Below are 15,199 nucleotides of genomic sequence, written 5' to 3' on the forward strand. Positions count from 1 at the left end.
TTCACGAATTAACGTGTTAAAGTTATTATAATTCCTTTCTTCTGGATTTTCAATACTTTTCTTCATTTCTTCCAAAGAAATGCGATGAACATATCGTCCAATATCCACAAGTACAGACTCACTTGCCCTGCTCGTGGCATTTCCAATAAAAGTCAGTACGGAAAGATGATTATAATCTGTAATATGCCTAAAGTCTGTTTCTTCCAGACGCTCCATTGGGTCAATACCACATCTGACTGCCAATGTATAATAGATACTGTCTGTCAAAAGACTACGGAATTCACTGCGGATCGTATCTTCCTCCAGTTCTTCCAGATAGGTATCTTCTGTCACATATAGCAGTCCATCCAGGTACTCCTCCAGATTTTCTTCTACCATATATTTTGCAGTTGCCATCAATGCATCCGAAAGTGTTTCTGTATCTTTCGCCTCCAAACCGTAAACTTCTTCTAAATGGTTTAATACTGCTGCCTGCTGTCCTTCTTGCATCTGCCACAGATAAGGTGATCTGCCACCTCTTACCATATGTGTATCCTGAATATCAAAAACATAACGGAGTCGTGTTTTCTGTGTTGTCTCATCCAGAAGGGCAATTCCCTTAGCACCTCTGTTTACCCATCGAAACATTTTCTCATTCCATAATTCCAGCGACGCACAGGCGGTTGCCTGCGGACGCTGTGCATGAATCAAAAGCTGATCCATAAATGGATAACGATACAGTCTGGCTGCAGTATCAAGATAATTCATCCAGTCTATTGGTGAACTACTGATACTCTCTGCATGAAATTCTGCAAGTCCACGTATGTCATCTACTCTCGCCATAAAGCGTTCCTCCTTCCATTTTTCTATTTTTTCTTCTTGTCAGGTTTCTTTTTCGGAAATTCCAGACTGAATCTGGCTTTCCCATCCTCTACACCAAGTACAAGATCTGCATCAAATTTAACGTCTTTTTTTCTGGAATAAAGTCCCTTTACATGGGTACGTCCTTTCTTCAAAAGTTCAACTGCCATTTTCTTATCCATTGACTTTTCCATACTTTCCAGAAAGCGGTTAGACTTCCACAGTGCAAATGAACAGCTTCTGTCTGAACAATAGTAATTTGTTTTTCCTTCATAAATATCGGACCCACAGACCGGGCATTTTCCAATTACTTCCTTTGCTGTCTGGAAACGATTTCTTTCATCTTCCGGAATAGCTCTGCACAATGCAAGAATATCTGCAAGCAAAGCCACAATCCCATCCATAAATTCTGTATCAGAAATTCTTCCCTTTTCCATCATAAGAAGCTGGTTCTCCCATTCTGCAGTCAGGCTTGCTGATTTCAGATTTTCCGGCATGACATGAATCAGCTCACACCCCTCTGCCGTTGGAAGAATCTGTTTTCCTTTCCGCTTTGCATATCCGGAAGACACCAGTTTCTCAATAATGCTCGCTCTGGTTGCGGGTGTGCCAAGTCCCTTTTTCTCTGTCTCGGAATCAAATTCCTTATTCCCGGCTGTTTCCATTGCTGCAAGAAGTGTATCTTCCGTAAACATTTTAGGTGGAGAAGTATAATGTGTACTTTTCTCAGCCTTAACCCCTGAAAGAACCATCTTCTCTTTATATCCTTCTGGAATAGCATTCCTACTCTCTGACTCATCTTCTTTTTTAGCTTTTACACAGGACTTTCGAAATGCTTCCTCTGTTTCCTTAAATCCCATCTGCACAGGTCGTTTTCCCTTTGCAGTAAATTCATGTTCGTTACACTGAACAGCAATTTCCGTCTGTTCACAACGATAATCTTCTCCCGTTGCCTGTACAAGCTGCTGTCCAATTAACAACATCAAATTTTTCTTTCCATCTGACAGTCCCTCCATGCCATTTTCCAATGCCTCTTTTGTTGGCAGAATCGCATGATGATCTGATACCTTTGCATTGTTAATCACTCGCTCCGGATTGCCACCAATCTGTCCTGATTTTAAAAATGGAAGGAACTCTATCATCCCATTCATAAGCATTTCTACCGTTTCTTTCATATCCTCGGTAACATACTGACTGTCTGTTCTCGGATACGTTACCATTTTTTCTTCATACAATTCCTGCAACATATCCAGTGTTTTCTTCGCTGTGTATCCGAAAAAACGGTTCGCTTCTCTTTGTAAGCTGGTAAGATCATATAACTTAGGCGGAGAGATTTTCTTCTGCTCTTTTTTTACTTTCGTTACAATCGCATCCGCTCCATTACAAAGTTTCTGCAAATCTTCTGCTTCCTTTTCTGAAAGGATATTCTCCGAAGTAACTGTCATTTTCCCATCTGATAAAGAAACTTTATAATAGGCTTCTTTCTGGAAATTCTCTACTTTTTCCTTTCTTTCTGTTAGCATGGCAAGTGTCGGTGTCTGCACCCGACCTACAACCAGACGTTTAAAATATCTGGTTGTATATGCTCTGGTTGCATTCATGCCAATTAACCAGTCTGCCTGTGCTCTGCATACCGCAGCATTGCAAAGTCCTGTATAATCACTTCCGTCTTTCAGACAACGGAATCCATTTTGAATTGCTTCATCCTCCATTGAACTGATCCAGAGACGCTTCACAGGTTTCTGGCATCTGGCAAGGTCATACACCCGCTTAAAGATTAGCTCACCTTCACGTCCTGCGTCACACCCATTTACCAAATACGCCACATCTTCCCGGTTCATTAATCTGCATAATATTTCGAACTGTTTTTTCTTGTCTTCAGACACCTGCACCTGCCATATATCTGGAATAATCGGCAGATCATCAAATTGCCATTTTGTATATTTTTCATCATATTTTTCCGGTGGAGCATATTCTGCCAGGTGTCCGAGACACCAACTGACAATGCAACTGTTACCTTCCAGATACCCGTCCTCTCTCTGGTACGCCGATAAATTCTTTGCAAGGCTATGTGCAACACTTGGTTTCTCTGCAATCACTAAAAATTTCGCCATAATTTCCTCCTGTTCTTCCTTTGCAAAAGGACAGCCAACCTATGACTGTCCTTTTCCCATTTCTTTTATTTCTGTTCTGCTGCTTTTTCTTCATCTTCATTGATGTATGGTGTATCGTCTGCAAACTCCAGACCTTCTTCTACGATGCCCTCTTCCTTTTTCTTTTTTAATTTGCTGATGACACCCACAACAATACCACCCAAAACCAGTACTGCTCCGCCGCCAAGTGCTGCACACAGCCATCCTTTATTACCAATAGATTCCTGCTTTTTTTCAGTCTCCGGCTGAGTTGTTGTTTCTGGCTCCGGTGTAGTAGTCGTCTCTGGAAGCACAACCGCAGGTTCTTCTTTCTTTTCTGTTTCTTTCGTTTCATCCAAAAATTCTGCAAGATCATTTTCATCCACCAGTGACATCATGTATACATTTTCTGAGCTGCCTGCACGATCAATGACCATGTAAAAGGTATTCCCGTTTTTCGTCTGTACCGTCAGGAACTGCTTTGAGCTGTCATTTCCCTTATCATCTACAAGCTGCCCATTTCCAGGTGTCGAAAATGGGGTTTCTTCTGTGGCAGGCTGTTCTGCCGGCTGTTCTTCCACCACCTGAGTTGTTTCCGGCTGTTCTGCATTTTCATTTGCCTGTGCAAAAGCTGTTGCACTTACCGAACCAATCAGCATAGTTGCCGTCAACATCGCCATTAAAATTTTCTTCAATGCTTTATTCTTCATCTTCTAAAACCTCTCTTTCTGCTTCCGATTCGGAGAACATCTTTTCGTCCTCTGAACTTTTTTCTTTTACTGTTCCTGTTTCCTGATTATCCATGGAAAGATTGCCCTCCTCATCAAACTGCATCGTAACCGTTCCTTTCTGAATCCCATCCAGAAACGTCAACATTTCCCGGCTGCCCATTTTCATAGAACGGATTGCTTTAATAATTTCTGCATCTTCCATTTGCTTTTTTTGAATCTTTAATTTTTTTACATATTCCTGTAATTCCAAAATCTTATCTTCCGTTTTCTGAATATCATCCAGAACTTTTTTCAATCGCATATTCACATTCGATCACTCCCTTCTAGTAAATCCTGCCAAATGCCATAAAATGTTGCTGCCAATAAGAGCTTGCAATACTTGTATACTGAATCGGATTACCACAATGAATCATCATGTTATTACCCACATAAATTCCTACATGGCTTGCCCCAGGCGTGTCATACGTTCCCTGGAAAAAGATCAGATCTCCCGGTTTCGCATCTGATGGAGATACATAGGAACAATAAGAGCGTAATCCGTCTGCGGTAGTTCTTCCTACATTCCAGCCATTACCACAGTTATTGATTACCCAGCACACAAAACCTGAGCAGTCAAAACTGGTAGATGGAGATGCACCACCCCATACATAAGGATAGCCCAGGTATTTTTCTGCCTCTCTGATCATTTTTGCAAACTGTGGATCAGAAAGAGCTTCTGCCGGAATATCATAACCGAATCCTGCACCACCTGTCGGAATACTGTTCAAGTCAAATAAGTAATCACGATTTCCATAATACTTGTTATAAGCGTCATACCTTTCCTGCTCCTTATCCGTCATACGATTTCTCAGGACTGTATCCAGATTATGATTGGTAAGTGTCACATCCAGTCGGTTGACTTCCCTCGTCGTAGTCACTTCTACTTCCTGACTTCCATTACTATCCGCTATGTAGGCTTCCCAGGTCTGGTGTCCATGTGCAGATGCAGAAGCGTGATCGCCATAGTAAACATCAAACTGTACACCATATCTTGCAAATGCTCCTGTATCTTCTACTACATATTCCACCCCATTCATAATGACATGCGTTCCCATCGGTACAAAAGGATTCGATGCGTCTACCGCAATCGTATGATTTGCCTGTGGATACGCTCCACTGGCAGTAGGTCCGCCACTCCACTGACCACAACAGATCGGGCAGTTGCAATACCCACTGGTCACAACCTGTCCCAGTGATTCTCCAACCTTTACCTTCTTCTTTTCTGTCACAGTCTCTCTTGTTGAATCTGTATATAAGCCATACTGTTCTTTAAAAATCTCTTTGATTTCATCTGCCACCTCTGCATATGTAAAACCACCATATTTAACAGTCAGATAAGAAATAAGCTGATATGGATTGTGTCCGATTTCATCAATCTGGAACTGAAATTCATCATAATCAGAATGTGTTTCCTTCATCTGATTAATCTGCTCATTCAGTGCATTTTCCAATGCTACATACGCATTTTCAGCCGCATAAATATCCTCATCTTCACTGGAGTAACTGGTGGAAACTATGGCATTTGTGCTTCCCTGAAATAACGCCGCACAACTTGACAGACTCGTTGCCATTAATGCGAACAGCAAAACCATAATGCCAATAGATAACAGAATATTTCGATTCTGTGCAAGCAGTTCTTTGACTGCCGCCTTCGCTTTTTCTGTAAATCTCTGTGCATTTATAACTGCCGCATCTTTCACTGCTTTTCCCTGTTTTGCTGCCTGATACTGCTTCTGATAACGTTTTTTCTGTAAAAGTTTCTTTAATGCAGACTGGTTTTTCTGTTCTGCTTCTTTTTGGATTGCCTTTTTCGCTTCATTGGACGAATCACTGCCAAATTGCAGACGGGATTTTTCTGTTTCCTCCAGAACACTTTCCCTTAATCGATTATTTCTCTGTCGGCTTTCCTTCAAACGCTGTCGGACATAGATGGATTTTCTCGCAAGTGATTCCCCCATAAGCTCAGCCTGGTCAGCCGCATCCAGAGCAGCATTATCATCCGTATCCTCTCTGAATTTTTTCTGCCCATAAGCGGATACCACATTTTCAACAGCTACAACGCTTCGTTTCGCCATACCACTTCCGGGAATCCTGCCTTTTCCTTCATCCTCAAAAATAAGACGGGATTTTGACTGCTTCTGCTCTTTTAAAATCTGCTCTCTCTTGGTCTTATTCTTAATTTCCTCCCGAAAGTCTTCCATTGATTTTTCATCAATTTCTGATTTTTCATGGTAGCGTTTCTGCTCTTTTGACGCATACGCTGTAACCATTTTTTTCTTCCGGCTTTGCCTGTCCAGTTCTGGTATCTCAGACTCAGGCTCTGCTTCACGTCCTGGATGCCCACGAATACTGTCCTTACGAAGTCTGGAACGTGAAACAGGCGAAGATTTCTCCTCGCCTGCTCTTAAATCACTTATTTCTGATGTTTCCATTTCTTCAGATTCAGAAATGTCTTCCTGTTCCAGAAAATCACGTCTGGATCGCAATCGTTGTTTTCCTTCCGTGATTTCCTCAATTCTATCATCGGAAATGTGAGCTTTTCTTGCCTTTCCAAAATCAAGTTCCTGCTCTCTGTGACCAGCTACCTTTCTTTCATCTGCCTCACGTCCGGTGATTCTTTTTTCCGTCTTACTCCGAAGGTTTTCTTCCCGCAGTCCATCACGGCTCATCTTCTGAACGGTTTTATCCCTTGCTTTGTATTCATGCTCCTGCATGGTTCTCATCTCCTGATCTCATAGTCTTTGTCTAAGAAATTCTCCCATCTGTCTACAATGGAAATTGCTCTGTTTTTCAGTTTCGTAGAGATGTCTGAAACATTGCCCTGTAATTCGTGCTGCTGTGTCTCTCCGATCAGAATCAGTGAATCGACGACTTCCAGTAATCCGGCAATGCTCATCATATCAGCAAACTGCATTTCCAGTAATTTTTTAGTCGAACAGCCATATGCCCAATAATCTTCTCTGTCCCAGTCCAGGATGCTGTCATATTTCTTTTTTCCCTTTGGAAGCTCTGTCTCCTGAACATTCAGCTCATCTTCATAGTCACATTCGCCATAGTCAAGGTCATCGTCCTCATAGTAGTCATTTTCTTCCTCGATGTCGATTACTTCACTTAAATCGTCTTCCCAGTCTTCTTCCATATCTTCATAGCCAAATTCCTTCTCAATTTCTTTGTCCGTCATGTCATTATCCCCCAGTTCTTTCCACTTTTTTTGCAACCACGACCATACGCCCATTTTTCTGTGAGTACTCACATGTGGACAATGTGAGCAGTTTTTCTCCATAGAAGGCTGTAACTTTGGTTTCATAGATTCCTTTTCGCTTAATTTCTCTAATAAAATACTCATAATCTTCCCCTTTCTGTGCCTTTATAAAACTGTAATAATTGAAATCATTTCCTGTATAAACAGGTGTGGTAAATGCTGCCAGTATCTCATATTCTTCATTTCCCCAGATGGTACGGAACTGAATCATCGGATGTTCCTTATAAAAATCCTCATCTTTATATTTTTCAAGATCAGCAAACATCTTTCCACTGTTCATATGATGACCATAGATAATCAGATTGTCTGAATCTCCCGGCACACATTCTTCCACAAGATACAGACAACCATTGGCAGAATATTCTCCGTTAAAATCCCGGTGCAGATAATAATTTTTATCTCCCGGACGATACATAACCGGATAATCTATTCTGGTTCCTTCAATTGTAATCCAGCCGATACAGTCTGGATTTTCTTCATGTAAAGCCAGGATTCCGGCATCTATTTGTGTCAGTGAATCACCAGAAGAATCTTCTCCTGTCTCATCTGATTTTTCCTGCAACACTTCCTGCAATTGATGCTGTAACTGATTATCCTGTCTCTCCTGCAAAAACATACCCATCAGGAAATAAATGCTGATAGTGAGCAGTACCACTGATACGATAAAAAGCAGTCCCGCAAGCCATTTTCTCATTTTGTCCTGCCTCCTCTTTAAACGTCATCTCTGCCCTTAATACCAAGTTTTTCACGTTTCTCCACATCTTCCGGTTTCGATGACATTAATGCATAAAGCATAAGAGAATTATCAAATCTGTCTTTAAACGGAATAATCGTATTTCCGTAAAAAATAAGACCTTCTCCTGCCCCGCTATTGGTCACATAAGACAACTGATGTGGCGAAATATTAAGCTGTTTTGCCAAGATCTGCCTGTCTCCAGAAGCCTGATTCAACATCAGAATAAAATCCGAATTTTCAAAAATGTTCTCGATTTCTCTTGAAGCAAGCAGATCCTTTACGTTCTGTGTGATACCAGTCGGAATACCGCCCCATTTACGGAATCGCTTCCAAATTTCTACACTGTATGCTGCTGTCTGTTCCTCCTTCAAAAGCAAATGGAACTCATCAATATAGTACCTGGTTGATTTATGGACGGAACGGTTAATCGTAACCCTGTTCCACACCTGATCCTGAACAATCAGCATTCCCAGCTTTTTAAGCTGTTTTCCTAAATCTTTAATATCGAAACATACCAGACGGTTATTCAGTTCTACATTAGTACGGTGATTGAACACTTTTAAAGAACCATTAACGTAAATCTCCAATGCAGTTGCCAGTCTCTGTGCTTCTGCTTCTTCCTGTTTCCGAAGCAGATTGTATAAATCTTCCAGAATTGGCATTTTCTCTGGTACTGGGTCTTCAAGATAATCCTGATACACCAATCGTACACAACGGTCAATAATTGTCTTTTCTACTGGTTCCAGTCCATTCTTTCCACCTACAATAAGCTCGCAAAGGGAAAGGATAAAATCTGATTTCAGCGAAAGCGGATCATCGTCATCAGCATAGTTTAGGTTAATATCCATCGGATTAATATAATCATGACTGTTTGGGGAGATACGGATGACCTGCCCCTTAAATGCCCGGACTAATGGAAAATACTCGCCCTCCGGATCACAGATAATAATGTCATCTTTCGTAACGATAAAAACATTCGTAATCTCACGCTTTGCCGCAAATGATTTACCAGCACCCGGTGTACCAACAATCAGTCCATTCGGATTCTTCAGTTTTTTACGGTCAGCCATAATCAAATTGTTGGATAAAGCATTTAAGCCGTAATAGATAGATTCCCCTGCCATAAATAATTCCTGTGTCGTAAATGGAACAAAAATAGCAGTTGAAGTCGTTGTCAATGCACGCTTGATTGGAATCCAGTTTTTCCCCAATGGAAGGCAGCTCATAAGTCCCGGTTCCTGCTGATAATCCAGTCTTTTCAATGCACAGTTATATTTCTGTGCAATGCCTGCTGTCTGAAACACAACATTTTCAAGTTCCTGTTTATCTTTCGCAGTATTTAAAAACACCACCGTTACAAGAAACATTCGCTCATTTCTGGACTGCAAATCTTCCAGAAGACGTTTCGCTTCCCCTCCGTATGTATTCAAGTCGGAAGGAATGATGTCCATATCATATCCGGAACGAACTGCCTTCTTCTGTTCCTCAATTTTCATACGGTTAATGTCTGTAACCTTTGCCTTTACCAGTTTGATTGCTTTCATCTGGTCAATGGACTGGATATGCAGATTGACAAGCAGATTACAGTCCATTTCCAGAAACTCTGCAAGCATTTTGTCCGTCAGCTCCGGTGCCAGAATCTGCAAGTAGGAAACTGCACCCATCGTATCTCCCATCCGAAAATCTTTTCCGTTCTTAAACAGGAAACTGGATGGAGCAATATAGTCCTTCGTATTCAATCCAGTACGCAATACATCATCGTAACTGAACTGAAACGGTACTTTACTGTCCTGGTTAAATGTTTCATACATAATCTGTAAACGCTCCACACCATTCAACGGATATGCCGATACACCCAGTATTTTGAAATTATTCAGAATATCCGTTTCAATACGTTCCAGCTTTGGTTTTGCTTCCCGAATATTATCTGCTTCAATTCCAAATGTAAGGTACTTTGTTCTGACAAGTCCGTTATTTCCCTTTGCAAGCTGGTTTCTGAGCATCTGTGCAAATTCTGTACGCAGATCGTCAAAACTGTCATTCTGTTTCTTAATCCGAATCACGTCCTCATACTCTGTCATATTGCTGTGATGATTGATAAAGGACAACTGGAAATGAATTGTGCTGTCAAAATAATTCAAAAAGTCACACCAGTTTTCAAAGATTGTATTTTTATCTTCGTTCTGAGCCAACTGATAGTTGATGTCGTAAAAACGGATTGTCTTGGAATAATATCCATCCTCAACACGGCAGATTCCATCCTTTCCCATTTCCCTGTATGGAATAGACTGCTGTGCAGTAATCTTCTTCTCTTTTTTCGATGCCGTGTTACCCTTGCTGCCTGCTTTTTTTACGGAACTGCTTTTTACTTTTGATTTTCCCTTTGCAGAAGCTGATGATTGAGGTTTCTGTTTTCTATTTTTCTCCTTTTTCGCACGTTTTTCTTCTGCTTTTTCTTCACGGGCTTTTTGTTTTTCCTCCTGTTTTGCCCTCTTTTTATCTTCCTTTTCCTGTGTCTTATGCAGTTTCTCCTCATATTTTTGTGCTTTTTTCAACGCACGTTTCTCACGTCTGGTAAGTTTACGCCTTGGTCTGCGAACACCTCTGCGTCTTTCCAGAGCCTCATACCCCGTAACCACAGGTTCTCCAGTTAAACGCTGTCTGTGCTTGGCATAATCTTCTGCTTCATCCGGATCAAACACTGGCAGTTCTTCTGAATCTTCTTCATCCAGCCACCAGTTCTCCTGATAAACGGAACCCTCAGTATGCTGAGACTGCCCTTTATCGTCTTTTCTTTTTTCCATGAGCAGTACCTCCTTTCGCTTTTGTCACAATTTTCTTTTTCTCATACAAATTTTCAACCTCATACTTCCGTACTGGCGGACGGATGAATTTTACTGTAATCATATTTTTCAGGACTATTTCCAGTGGAAGTCCGTCCTTTTCATACATGGCAAATAAAAAAGCCGGAAGCATCAACAGACACATTCCGGTTGCCGCATTACTTGAACCAATCAGTCCTCTTGTAAGGAAATAAAACGGAAGCCCAACTGCTCCTGCAATGCCTAGGCAGATAAGCTGACGTTTCGTAAGGTTCAAAATAATCTTATTTTTTACCTTTGTCAGATCTTTGGGTACAGATACAAAAGCCATCCTCCATCATCTCCCATCTTCACGATTTAAAATATCTACTGTACTGTTCACTTCATTCCCCCAGACATCCCATCCAGGTGTACTCTCCCTCGCAAACATTTCCAGCCTTGGTAAATCTCCCATAAGTTCCACAATCAAATCTCTTGTTATATCTGGTTTCTTGCTGTGTTTTTCCCGTGGAGAAAAAATAAGCTGTGAAACTGTTTTTGACTTTCGCCTGGGTTTCCCTTTTGTAGCCATCAAACATATTTCTACATTGGAACGTGTCCAATATCCCATTCCCAATACATATCCGTCTCCGGCTCGTTTTGGTTTTAACCAGACAAATCCAACTGTTTTATATTCAAATCCCCATGCTTTCATTACCTTAAATGCTTCAGGTAACTGCGGGCATGTGACCCATAAAAACAACACAGCATTTTTGTCAGTCCATTTCTTAACCGGCAGGCTGCAAATCTCCTCCACTGACATTGTCTTATAATGATTTTCGGCAACGCCCGTTCCTTTAGCATTTCGATATTGCCATGGCGGATCTGCATAAATAATCTGATATTTTTCCAATACCTTCTCCTCCTTCGTTTAGTGTGCATTAAATATGCTCTTTGAGAAATTAGCTGTCTTCATAAGACTGAAACACAGTATCACTGTATAAGCCATTACACTGAGCAGTGCTGTATGCACGTTATCTGACACCTGTATATTTGCAACCAGAACCGAATAAATACCCACGCATACCATAATGAAAAATCCCTGGAATGCCAGTGCAAAGAGTCCTCTTAAATAGTTGCTGCCAATCTGTCCCCATTCCCGATTGCTCATGGTTGCAAATGGAATTGCTCCGATTGACGAATACAGATAAATTTCTATCATACGACCATATAAAATAACCGTTATAAATATGGATATAACCTTCAGGCACAGACTCGCCAAAAGAGTTTCTAATGCCAATATGATCAGCTCTCCTACCTCCATTGACTCCATCGCAGTTTCCATTGACGTAACTACCGAATCAATGTTGATTGCTGTCTGCTGATTGATCACTCCTGCTGCCCGGTTTACCACATTCTGACCCACATCAAAAATCGCCATGGTAATCGTAAACGCATTGCTTACAAACCAGACCGCCACCCACATTTTGAAAAAATATTTAAAGAACATCCATGTATCAATGTCATGCATGTTGTTCTTTTCTGTGAGCATAGAAATCAACTCATAGCACAGCACAAAGGTTATAATCATTCCGGCAATCGGCACAATCACGGAGTCTGACAGATTCTGAATCAGACTGAAGATACTGCCGCTCCATCCCTGAGGCGTTTGCCCAACCTGACTTGCAATGTCTCCTGTTTTTTCATTTACGTCAGTAAACATGTTTGTCAGGTTTGAGCTAACCATGCCTGTAAGAAGGTTCCGCATCCATTCTTCTATTGCTTCAAAAATCTTATCCATGCGTGTTCTCCCTTCTTACCTTCCCGGCTAAAAAAGGTTCGCCAGTAATGGTACAAGCTGTGTACCGATCAGAACGACACCGCCACCTGCCATAAGCTGCTTAATTCCCTGTGATTTTGCTCCAGGGTTATCGTTTCCATAACCTTCCAGCAGATTGATTACTCCCCAAACTGCTAATCCGGCTCCAATAGCGACTACGAGAGTCTGTAAAATATTAATTGCTGATGTAAAAAACGCCATAATCTATGTTCTCCTTTCGAAATTCCTGCTTTGTTGTATTGTTCCGGTAATTTCTACTCAGAGGTTCCGCCCTAATGGGCGGTCTTTCATGCTTGTGCATAGTATTACCTCCCAAAAGGGCATCAAAAAAGAGCTATGTATTGTTTTCCTCTACATGCCCTGTGCCTTCTTTTTCAATATTTATTTGCTTTTCCAGTTCGCTTCCTTCATACACATAAAGGTCAAACTGTTCTTCCGGCTTCAGCCGTACTTCCATCTGGTGTTTCATGTATTCTTCCACATGAAACTCATTTTTTTTGTCATAATCGGATAACTGCTTATACCGCTTATGTTTTGTGATGTCAAACTTGTCACTGTAAAATGGACGGACACCACGTAACTGTAAAATACATTTATTACCATCCATGACTGCCAGTTCATCCCGGCTCATCAGTTCTTTGCCTGTCTTCTGATAATTCAATCCATAAGACCGGCTCTGACCTCTTGTATCTGAGGTATTATATAAATCAATTGTCTCCTTTCCCAGTGTCTCTGAAATTTCCTTCAATGTGGTACTTTCCTTACCACCAAGGAACAACATTGTGTCACAGTTGCCTGTAATGGTTTCGGCTGCATCCCTGTAAATTGTTTTAAGCTGAGACTGTGATTGCAGGATAATGGACGCTGAGATTTCTCTGCTTCGGATGGTTGCAATGAGCTTATCAAACTTCGGAATCTGGCCGATATTTGCGAACTCGTCACAGAGGATTCGCACATGATAAGGCAGTCTTCCATGATGAACATCGTCTGCCCTGTCACATAACAGATTAAAAAGCTGACTGTACATCATCGCCACTACAAAGTTAAATGTATCATCGGTATCAGAGATAATGATGAACAGTGCAGTCCTCTGATCTCCAATCATATCCAGTTCCATTTCATCATAAGACATCAGCTCCCGAAGTTCAGCAATATCAAATGGAGCAAGTCTGGCACCACAACTGATTAAAATACTCTTTGCTGTCTTTCCTGCCGCCAGTTTGTATTTTTTATACTGCCTTACTGCAAAATGGTTCGGATTGTCTCTTTCCAATTCCTCAAACAGTTCATCGACTGCATTTTTAAATTCTTCATCTTCCTCTCTTGTCTCAGAAGCATTGATAAACTCCAGCAGAGTTGAAAAATTCTGTTCTTCCTCTGGTGCTTCATACCAGATATACCCAATCAAAGCACAATACAGCAGACGTTCCGCTTTCGTCCAGAAATCTTCATTGGACTTTTCGCCCTCGCCCTTCGTATTCACCATGATGGTATTTACCAGTTTCAGAATATCTTTTTCCGAACGAATATAATGGAATGGATTGTAGTGCATACTTTTTGCAAAGTTAATCGTATTCAGCACTTTAATTTTATACGGTGACATGATTACTCTGCCATGTTTATCACGCATAATTTTTCCGTTTTTATCCTTCTTCGGTGTTCCCCTTGCCAGCATTTTACCGCATTCTACAATGATGGTTCCCTTGGGGTCGGTGACCACGAAACTCACATTATCCGGCATTTGCATAAGCTGTGGTTTTACATAGAATCTGGTCTTACCGCTACCTGAGCCTCCGATCACGATTACGTTCTTATTTCTGGCATACTTGGGTTTCTTTGGTCGGCTGTTCATCGTCAACCGCTCTGTCTGTGTCAGTAAGATATTATTCTCGAAGACCGGATCAATAAAGGGTGCTATGTCTTTTTCATTTCCCCAACGTGCAGAACCATATTCTTCACCCTGTCGGAACTTTTTTCCATTTTTGCCCTTAAAATATACGACTCCCCATATGCTGACTGCTGCAACTGTACCTGCCACCAGACTTTTCAGTTGAAAGCATGGACGCCAGTCCTTAAAAGCCAGAGGATAATTCGTAAGCAGAACAACAAGTCTGTCTATCACGGTGCTGCCCCGGCAATACTGATACAGCCAGGTAAATTTACCTGCCACATAGAACACAATCACATATGGCAGATACAACAAAACCTTCTTCGCTTTCTCCATATTGGGCGGACGTACCTGGAATCCTTTGAGTTTCTTCTTTAAATTCTTTATTCCAATCATAACGTCGGCTCCTTCTGTTTCTCTTTTGTTTTTTCCCGCTCTCGCTGCTTGTCCTGGCTTCTGGCAGTAATCGCTTCCTGTAATTTCTTTCTGACAGACGGCTTTTTCGCTTTATTCAGTGTCTTTCCAGTAAACTCCCGAAATGCTGCTGTCATTACATCCACGTCCCTTGCTTTAAAAAAGACAAAGTATCTGGGTGGATCTACGGACTTATCACGCTTCAGGCTAAAATCAATGCCATATTTCTTCGCCACTTTCTCAAAAGCCTTGATATTATTATCCGTAATCTCAATATTGGAAAGCTGTACGTTCTGCTGTGCCAGCTTCTTCATGCTCTGCTTTCCATGGTATTCTTTATCCGGCGGTCCTTTTGTCTGCTGCTGTTTTCTTGATCTTTCCACCTTTTCTTTTTCCATTGCAGCCAGGAATCTCATCATTGCCTGTTTTAATAAGCGAACTGTTACTTTGCCACCGGTAATACACAATGATACCGTTTTCTCATTTACCTCCTCCTGCACCTGAATCACTTCCTTT

The 15,199-nt window shown here is 41.3% G+C and carries 13 protein-coding genes and 1 pseudogene; all 14 read right to left on the reverse strand.

Annotated features, from left to right (window positions below; translation table 11 throughout):
- Positions 1-280: 280 nt before the first annotated feature.
- Complete coding sequence (locus DW931_RS16045) at positions 281-496, reverse strand: hypothetical protein (RefSeq protein ID WP_147353611.1); 216 nt, start codon at positions 494-496, stop codon at positions 281-283.
- Between the two features lie 349 nt (positions 497-845).
- On the reverse strand, positions 846-2,954 hold the full coding sequence (locus DW931_RS02555) for a type IA DNA topoisomerase (RefSeq protein WP_118626867.1): 2,109 nt from the start codon (positions 2,952-2,954) through the stop codon (positions 846-848).
- A 65-nt stretch (positions 2,955-3,019) separates the two neighbouring features.
- On the reverse strand, positions 3,020-3,682 hold the full coding sequence (locus tag DW931_RS02560) for a CD1107 family mobile element protein (protein ID WP_118626868.1): 663 nt from the start codon (positions 3,680-3,682) through the stop codon (positions 3,020-3,022).
- Positions 3,672-4,004 (reverse strand): DUF4315 family protein, encoded by a 333-nt coding sequence (locus tag DW931_RS02565; protein WP_243003843.1) that lies wholly within the window; start codon positions 4,002-4,004, stop codon positions 3,672-3,674. Before DW931_RS02565 ends, DW931_RS02560 begins: the two co-directional genes overlap by 11 nt.
- Before the next feature lie 22 nt (positions 4,005-4,026).
- Positions 4,027-4,593 (reverse strand): annotated as a pseudogene (locus tag DW931_RS16445) (C40 family peptidase); the annotation flags it as partial.
- 1,868 nt (positions 4,594-6,461) lie between these two features.
- Positions 6,462-6,923, reverse strand: a complete 462-nt coding sequence (locus DW931_RS02575; RefSeq protein WP_118626870.1) for a hypothetical protein — start codon at positions 6,921-6,923, stop codon at positions 6,462-6,464.
- 4 nt (positions 6,924-6,927) lie between these two features.
- Positions 6,928-7,698: a class B sortase gene (gene srtB / locus DW931_RS02580; protein ID WP_118626871.1), complete on the reverse strand. Its 771-nt coding sequence runs from the start codon at positions 7,696-7,698 to the stop codon at positions 6,928-6,930.
- Between the two features lie 17 nt (positions 7,699-7,715).
- Positions 7,716-10,544, reverse strand: a complete 2,829-nt coding sequence (locus DW931_RS02585; protein WP_118626872.1) for a VirB4-like conjugal transfer ATPase, CD1110 family — start codon at positions 10,542-10,544, stop codon at positions 7,716-7,718.
- Positions 10,522-10,893, reverse strand: a complete 372-nt coding sequence (locus DW931_RS02590) for a PrgI family protein (protein ID WP_118626873.1) — start codon at positions 10,891-10,893, stop codon at positions 10,522-10,524. Before DW931_RS02590 ends, DW931_RS02585 begins: the two co-directional genes overlap by 23 nt.
- Before the next feature lie 6 nt (positions 10,894-10,899).
- Positions 10,900-11,454 (reverse strand): MT-A70 family methyltransferase, encoded by a 555-nt coding sequence (locus tag DW931_RS02595; RefSeq protein WP_118626874.1) that lies wholly within the window; start codon positions 11,452-11,454, stop codon positions 10,900-10,902.
- 18 nt (positions 11,455-11,472) lie between these two features.
- Positions 11,473-12,342, reverse strand: a complete 870-nt coding sequence (locus DW931_RS02600; RefSeq protein WP_118062437.1) for a VirB6/TrbL-like conjugal transfer protein, CD1112 family — start codon at positions 12,340-12,342, stop codon at positions 11,473-11,475.
- Positions 12,343-12,369: 27 nt separating this feature from the next.
- Complete coding sequence (locus tag DW931_RS02605; RefSeq protein ID WP_005421639.1) at positions 12,370-12,582, reverse strand: Maff2 family mobile element protein; 213 nt, start codon at positions 12,580-12,582, stop codon at positions 12,370-12,372.
- A 133-nt stretch (positions 12,583-12,715) separates the two neighbouring features.
- Positions 12,716-14,605, reverse strand: a complete 1,890-nt coding sequence (locus DW931_RS02610) for a type IV secretory system conjugative DNA transfer family protein (protein WP_347559421.1) — start codon at positions 14,603-14,605, stop codon at positions 12,716-12,718.
- A 56-nt stretch (positions 14,606-14,661) separates the two neighbouring features.
- On the reverse strand, positions 14,662-15,183 hold the full coding sequence (locus DW931_RS02615; protein ID WP_118062439.1) for a PcfB family protein: 522 nt from the start codon (positions 15,181-15,183) through the stop codon (positions 14,662-14,664).
- Positions 15,184-15,199: the final 16 nt, after the last annotated feature.

It is taken from the genome of Clostridium sp. AM43-3BH (genome assembly GCF_003479985.1).
Taxonomy (GTDB): domain Bacteria; phylum Bacillota; class Clostridia; order Lachnospirales; family Lachnospiraceae; genus Otoolea; species Otoolea fessa.

What these genes read in the sequence shown, in the direction of transcription:
- DW931_RS02555 (WP_118626867.1), bottom strand. Translation starts at nt 2,954, where the DNA reads ATGGCGAAATTTTTAGTGATTGCAGAGAAACCAAGTGTTGCACATAGC.
- DW931_RS02560 (WP_118626868.1), bottom strand. Translation starts at nt 3,682, where the DNA reads ATGAAGAATAAAGCATTGAAGAAAATTTTAATGGCGATGTTGACGGCA.
- DW931_RS02565 (WP_243003843.1), bottom strand. Translation starts at nt 4,004, where the DNA reads ATGCGATTGAAAAAAGTTCTGGATGATATTCAGAAAACGGAAGATAAG.
- DW931_RS02575 (WP_118626870.1), bottom strand. Translation starts at nt 6,923, where the DNA reads ATGACGGACAAAGAAATTGAGAAGGAATTTGGCTATGAAGATATGGAA.
- srtB (WP_118626871.1), bottom strand. Translation starts at nt 7,698, where the DNA reads ATGAGAAAATGGCTTGCGGGACTGCTTTTTATCGTATCAGTGGTACTG.
- DW931_RS02585 (WP_118626872.1), bottom strand. Translation starts at nt 10,544, where the DNA reads ATGGAAAAAAGAAAAGACGATAAAGGGCAGTCTCAGCATACTGAGGGT.
- DW931_RS02590 (WP_118626873.1), bottom strand. Translation starts at nt 10,893, where the DNA reads ATGGCTTTTGTATCTGTACCCAAAGATCTGACAAAGGTAAAAAATAAG.
- DW931_RS02600 (WP_118062437.1), bottom strand. Translation starts at nt 12,342, where the DNA reads ATGGATAAGATTTTTGAAGCAATAGAAGAATGGATGCGGAACCTTCTT.
- DW931_RS02605 (WP_005421639.1), bottom strand. Translation starts at nt 12,582, where the DNA reads ATGGCGTTTTTTACATCAGCAATTAATATTTTACAGACTCTCGTAGTC.
- DW931_RS02610 (WP_347559421.1), bottom strand. Translation starts at nt 14,605, where the DNA reads ATGGAGAAAGCGAAGAAGGTTTTGTTGTATCTGCCATATGTGATTGTG.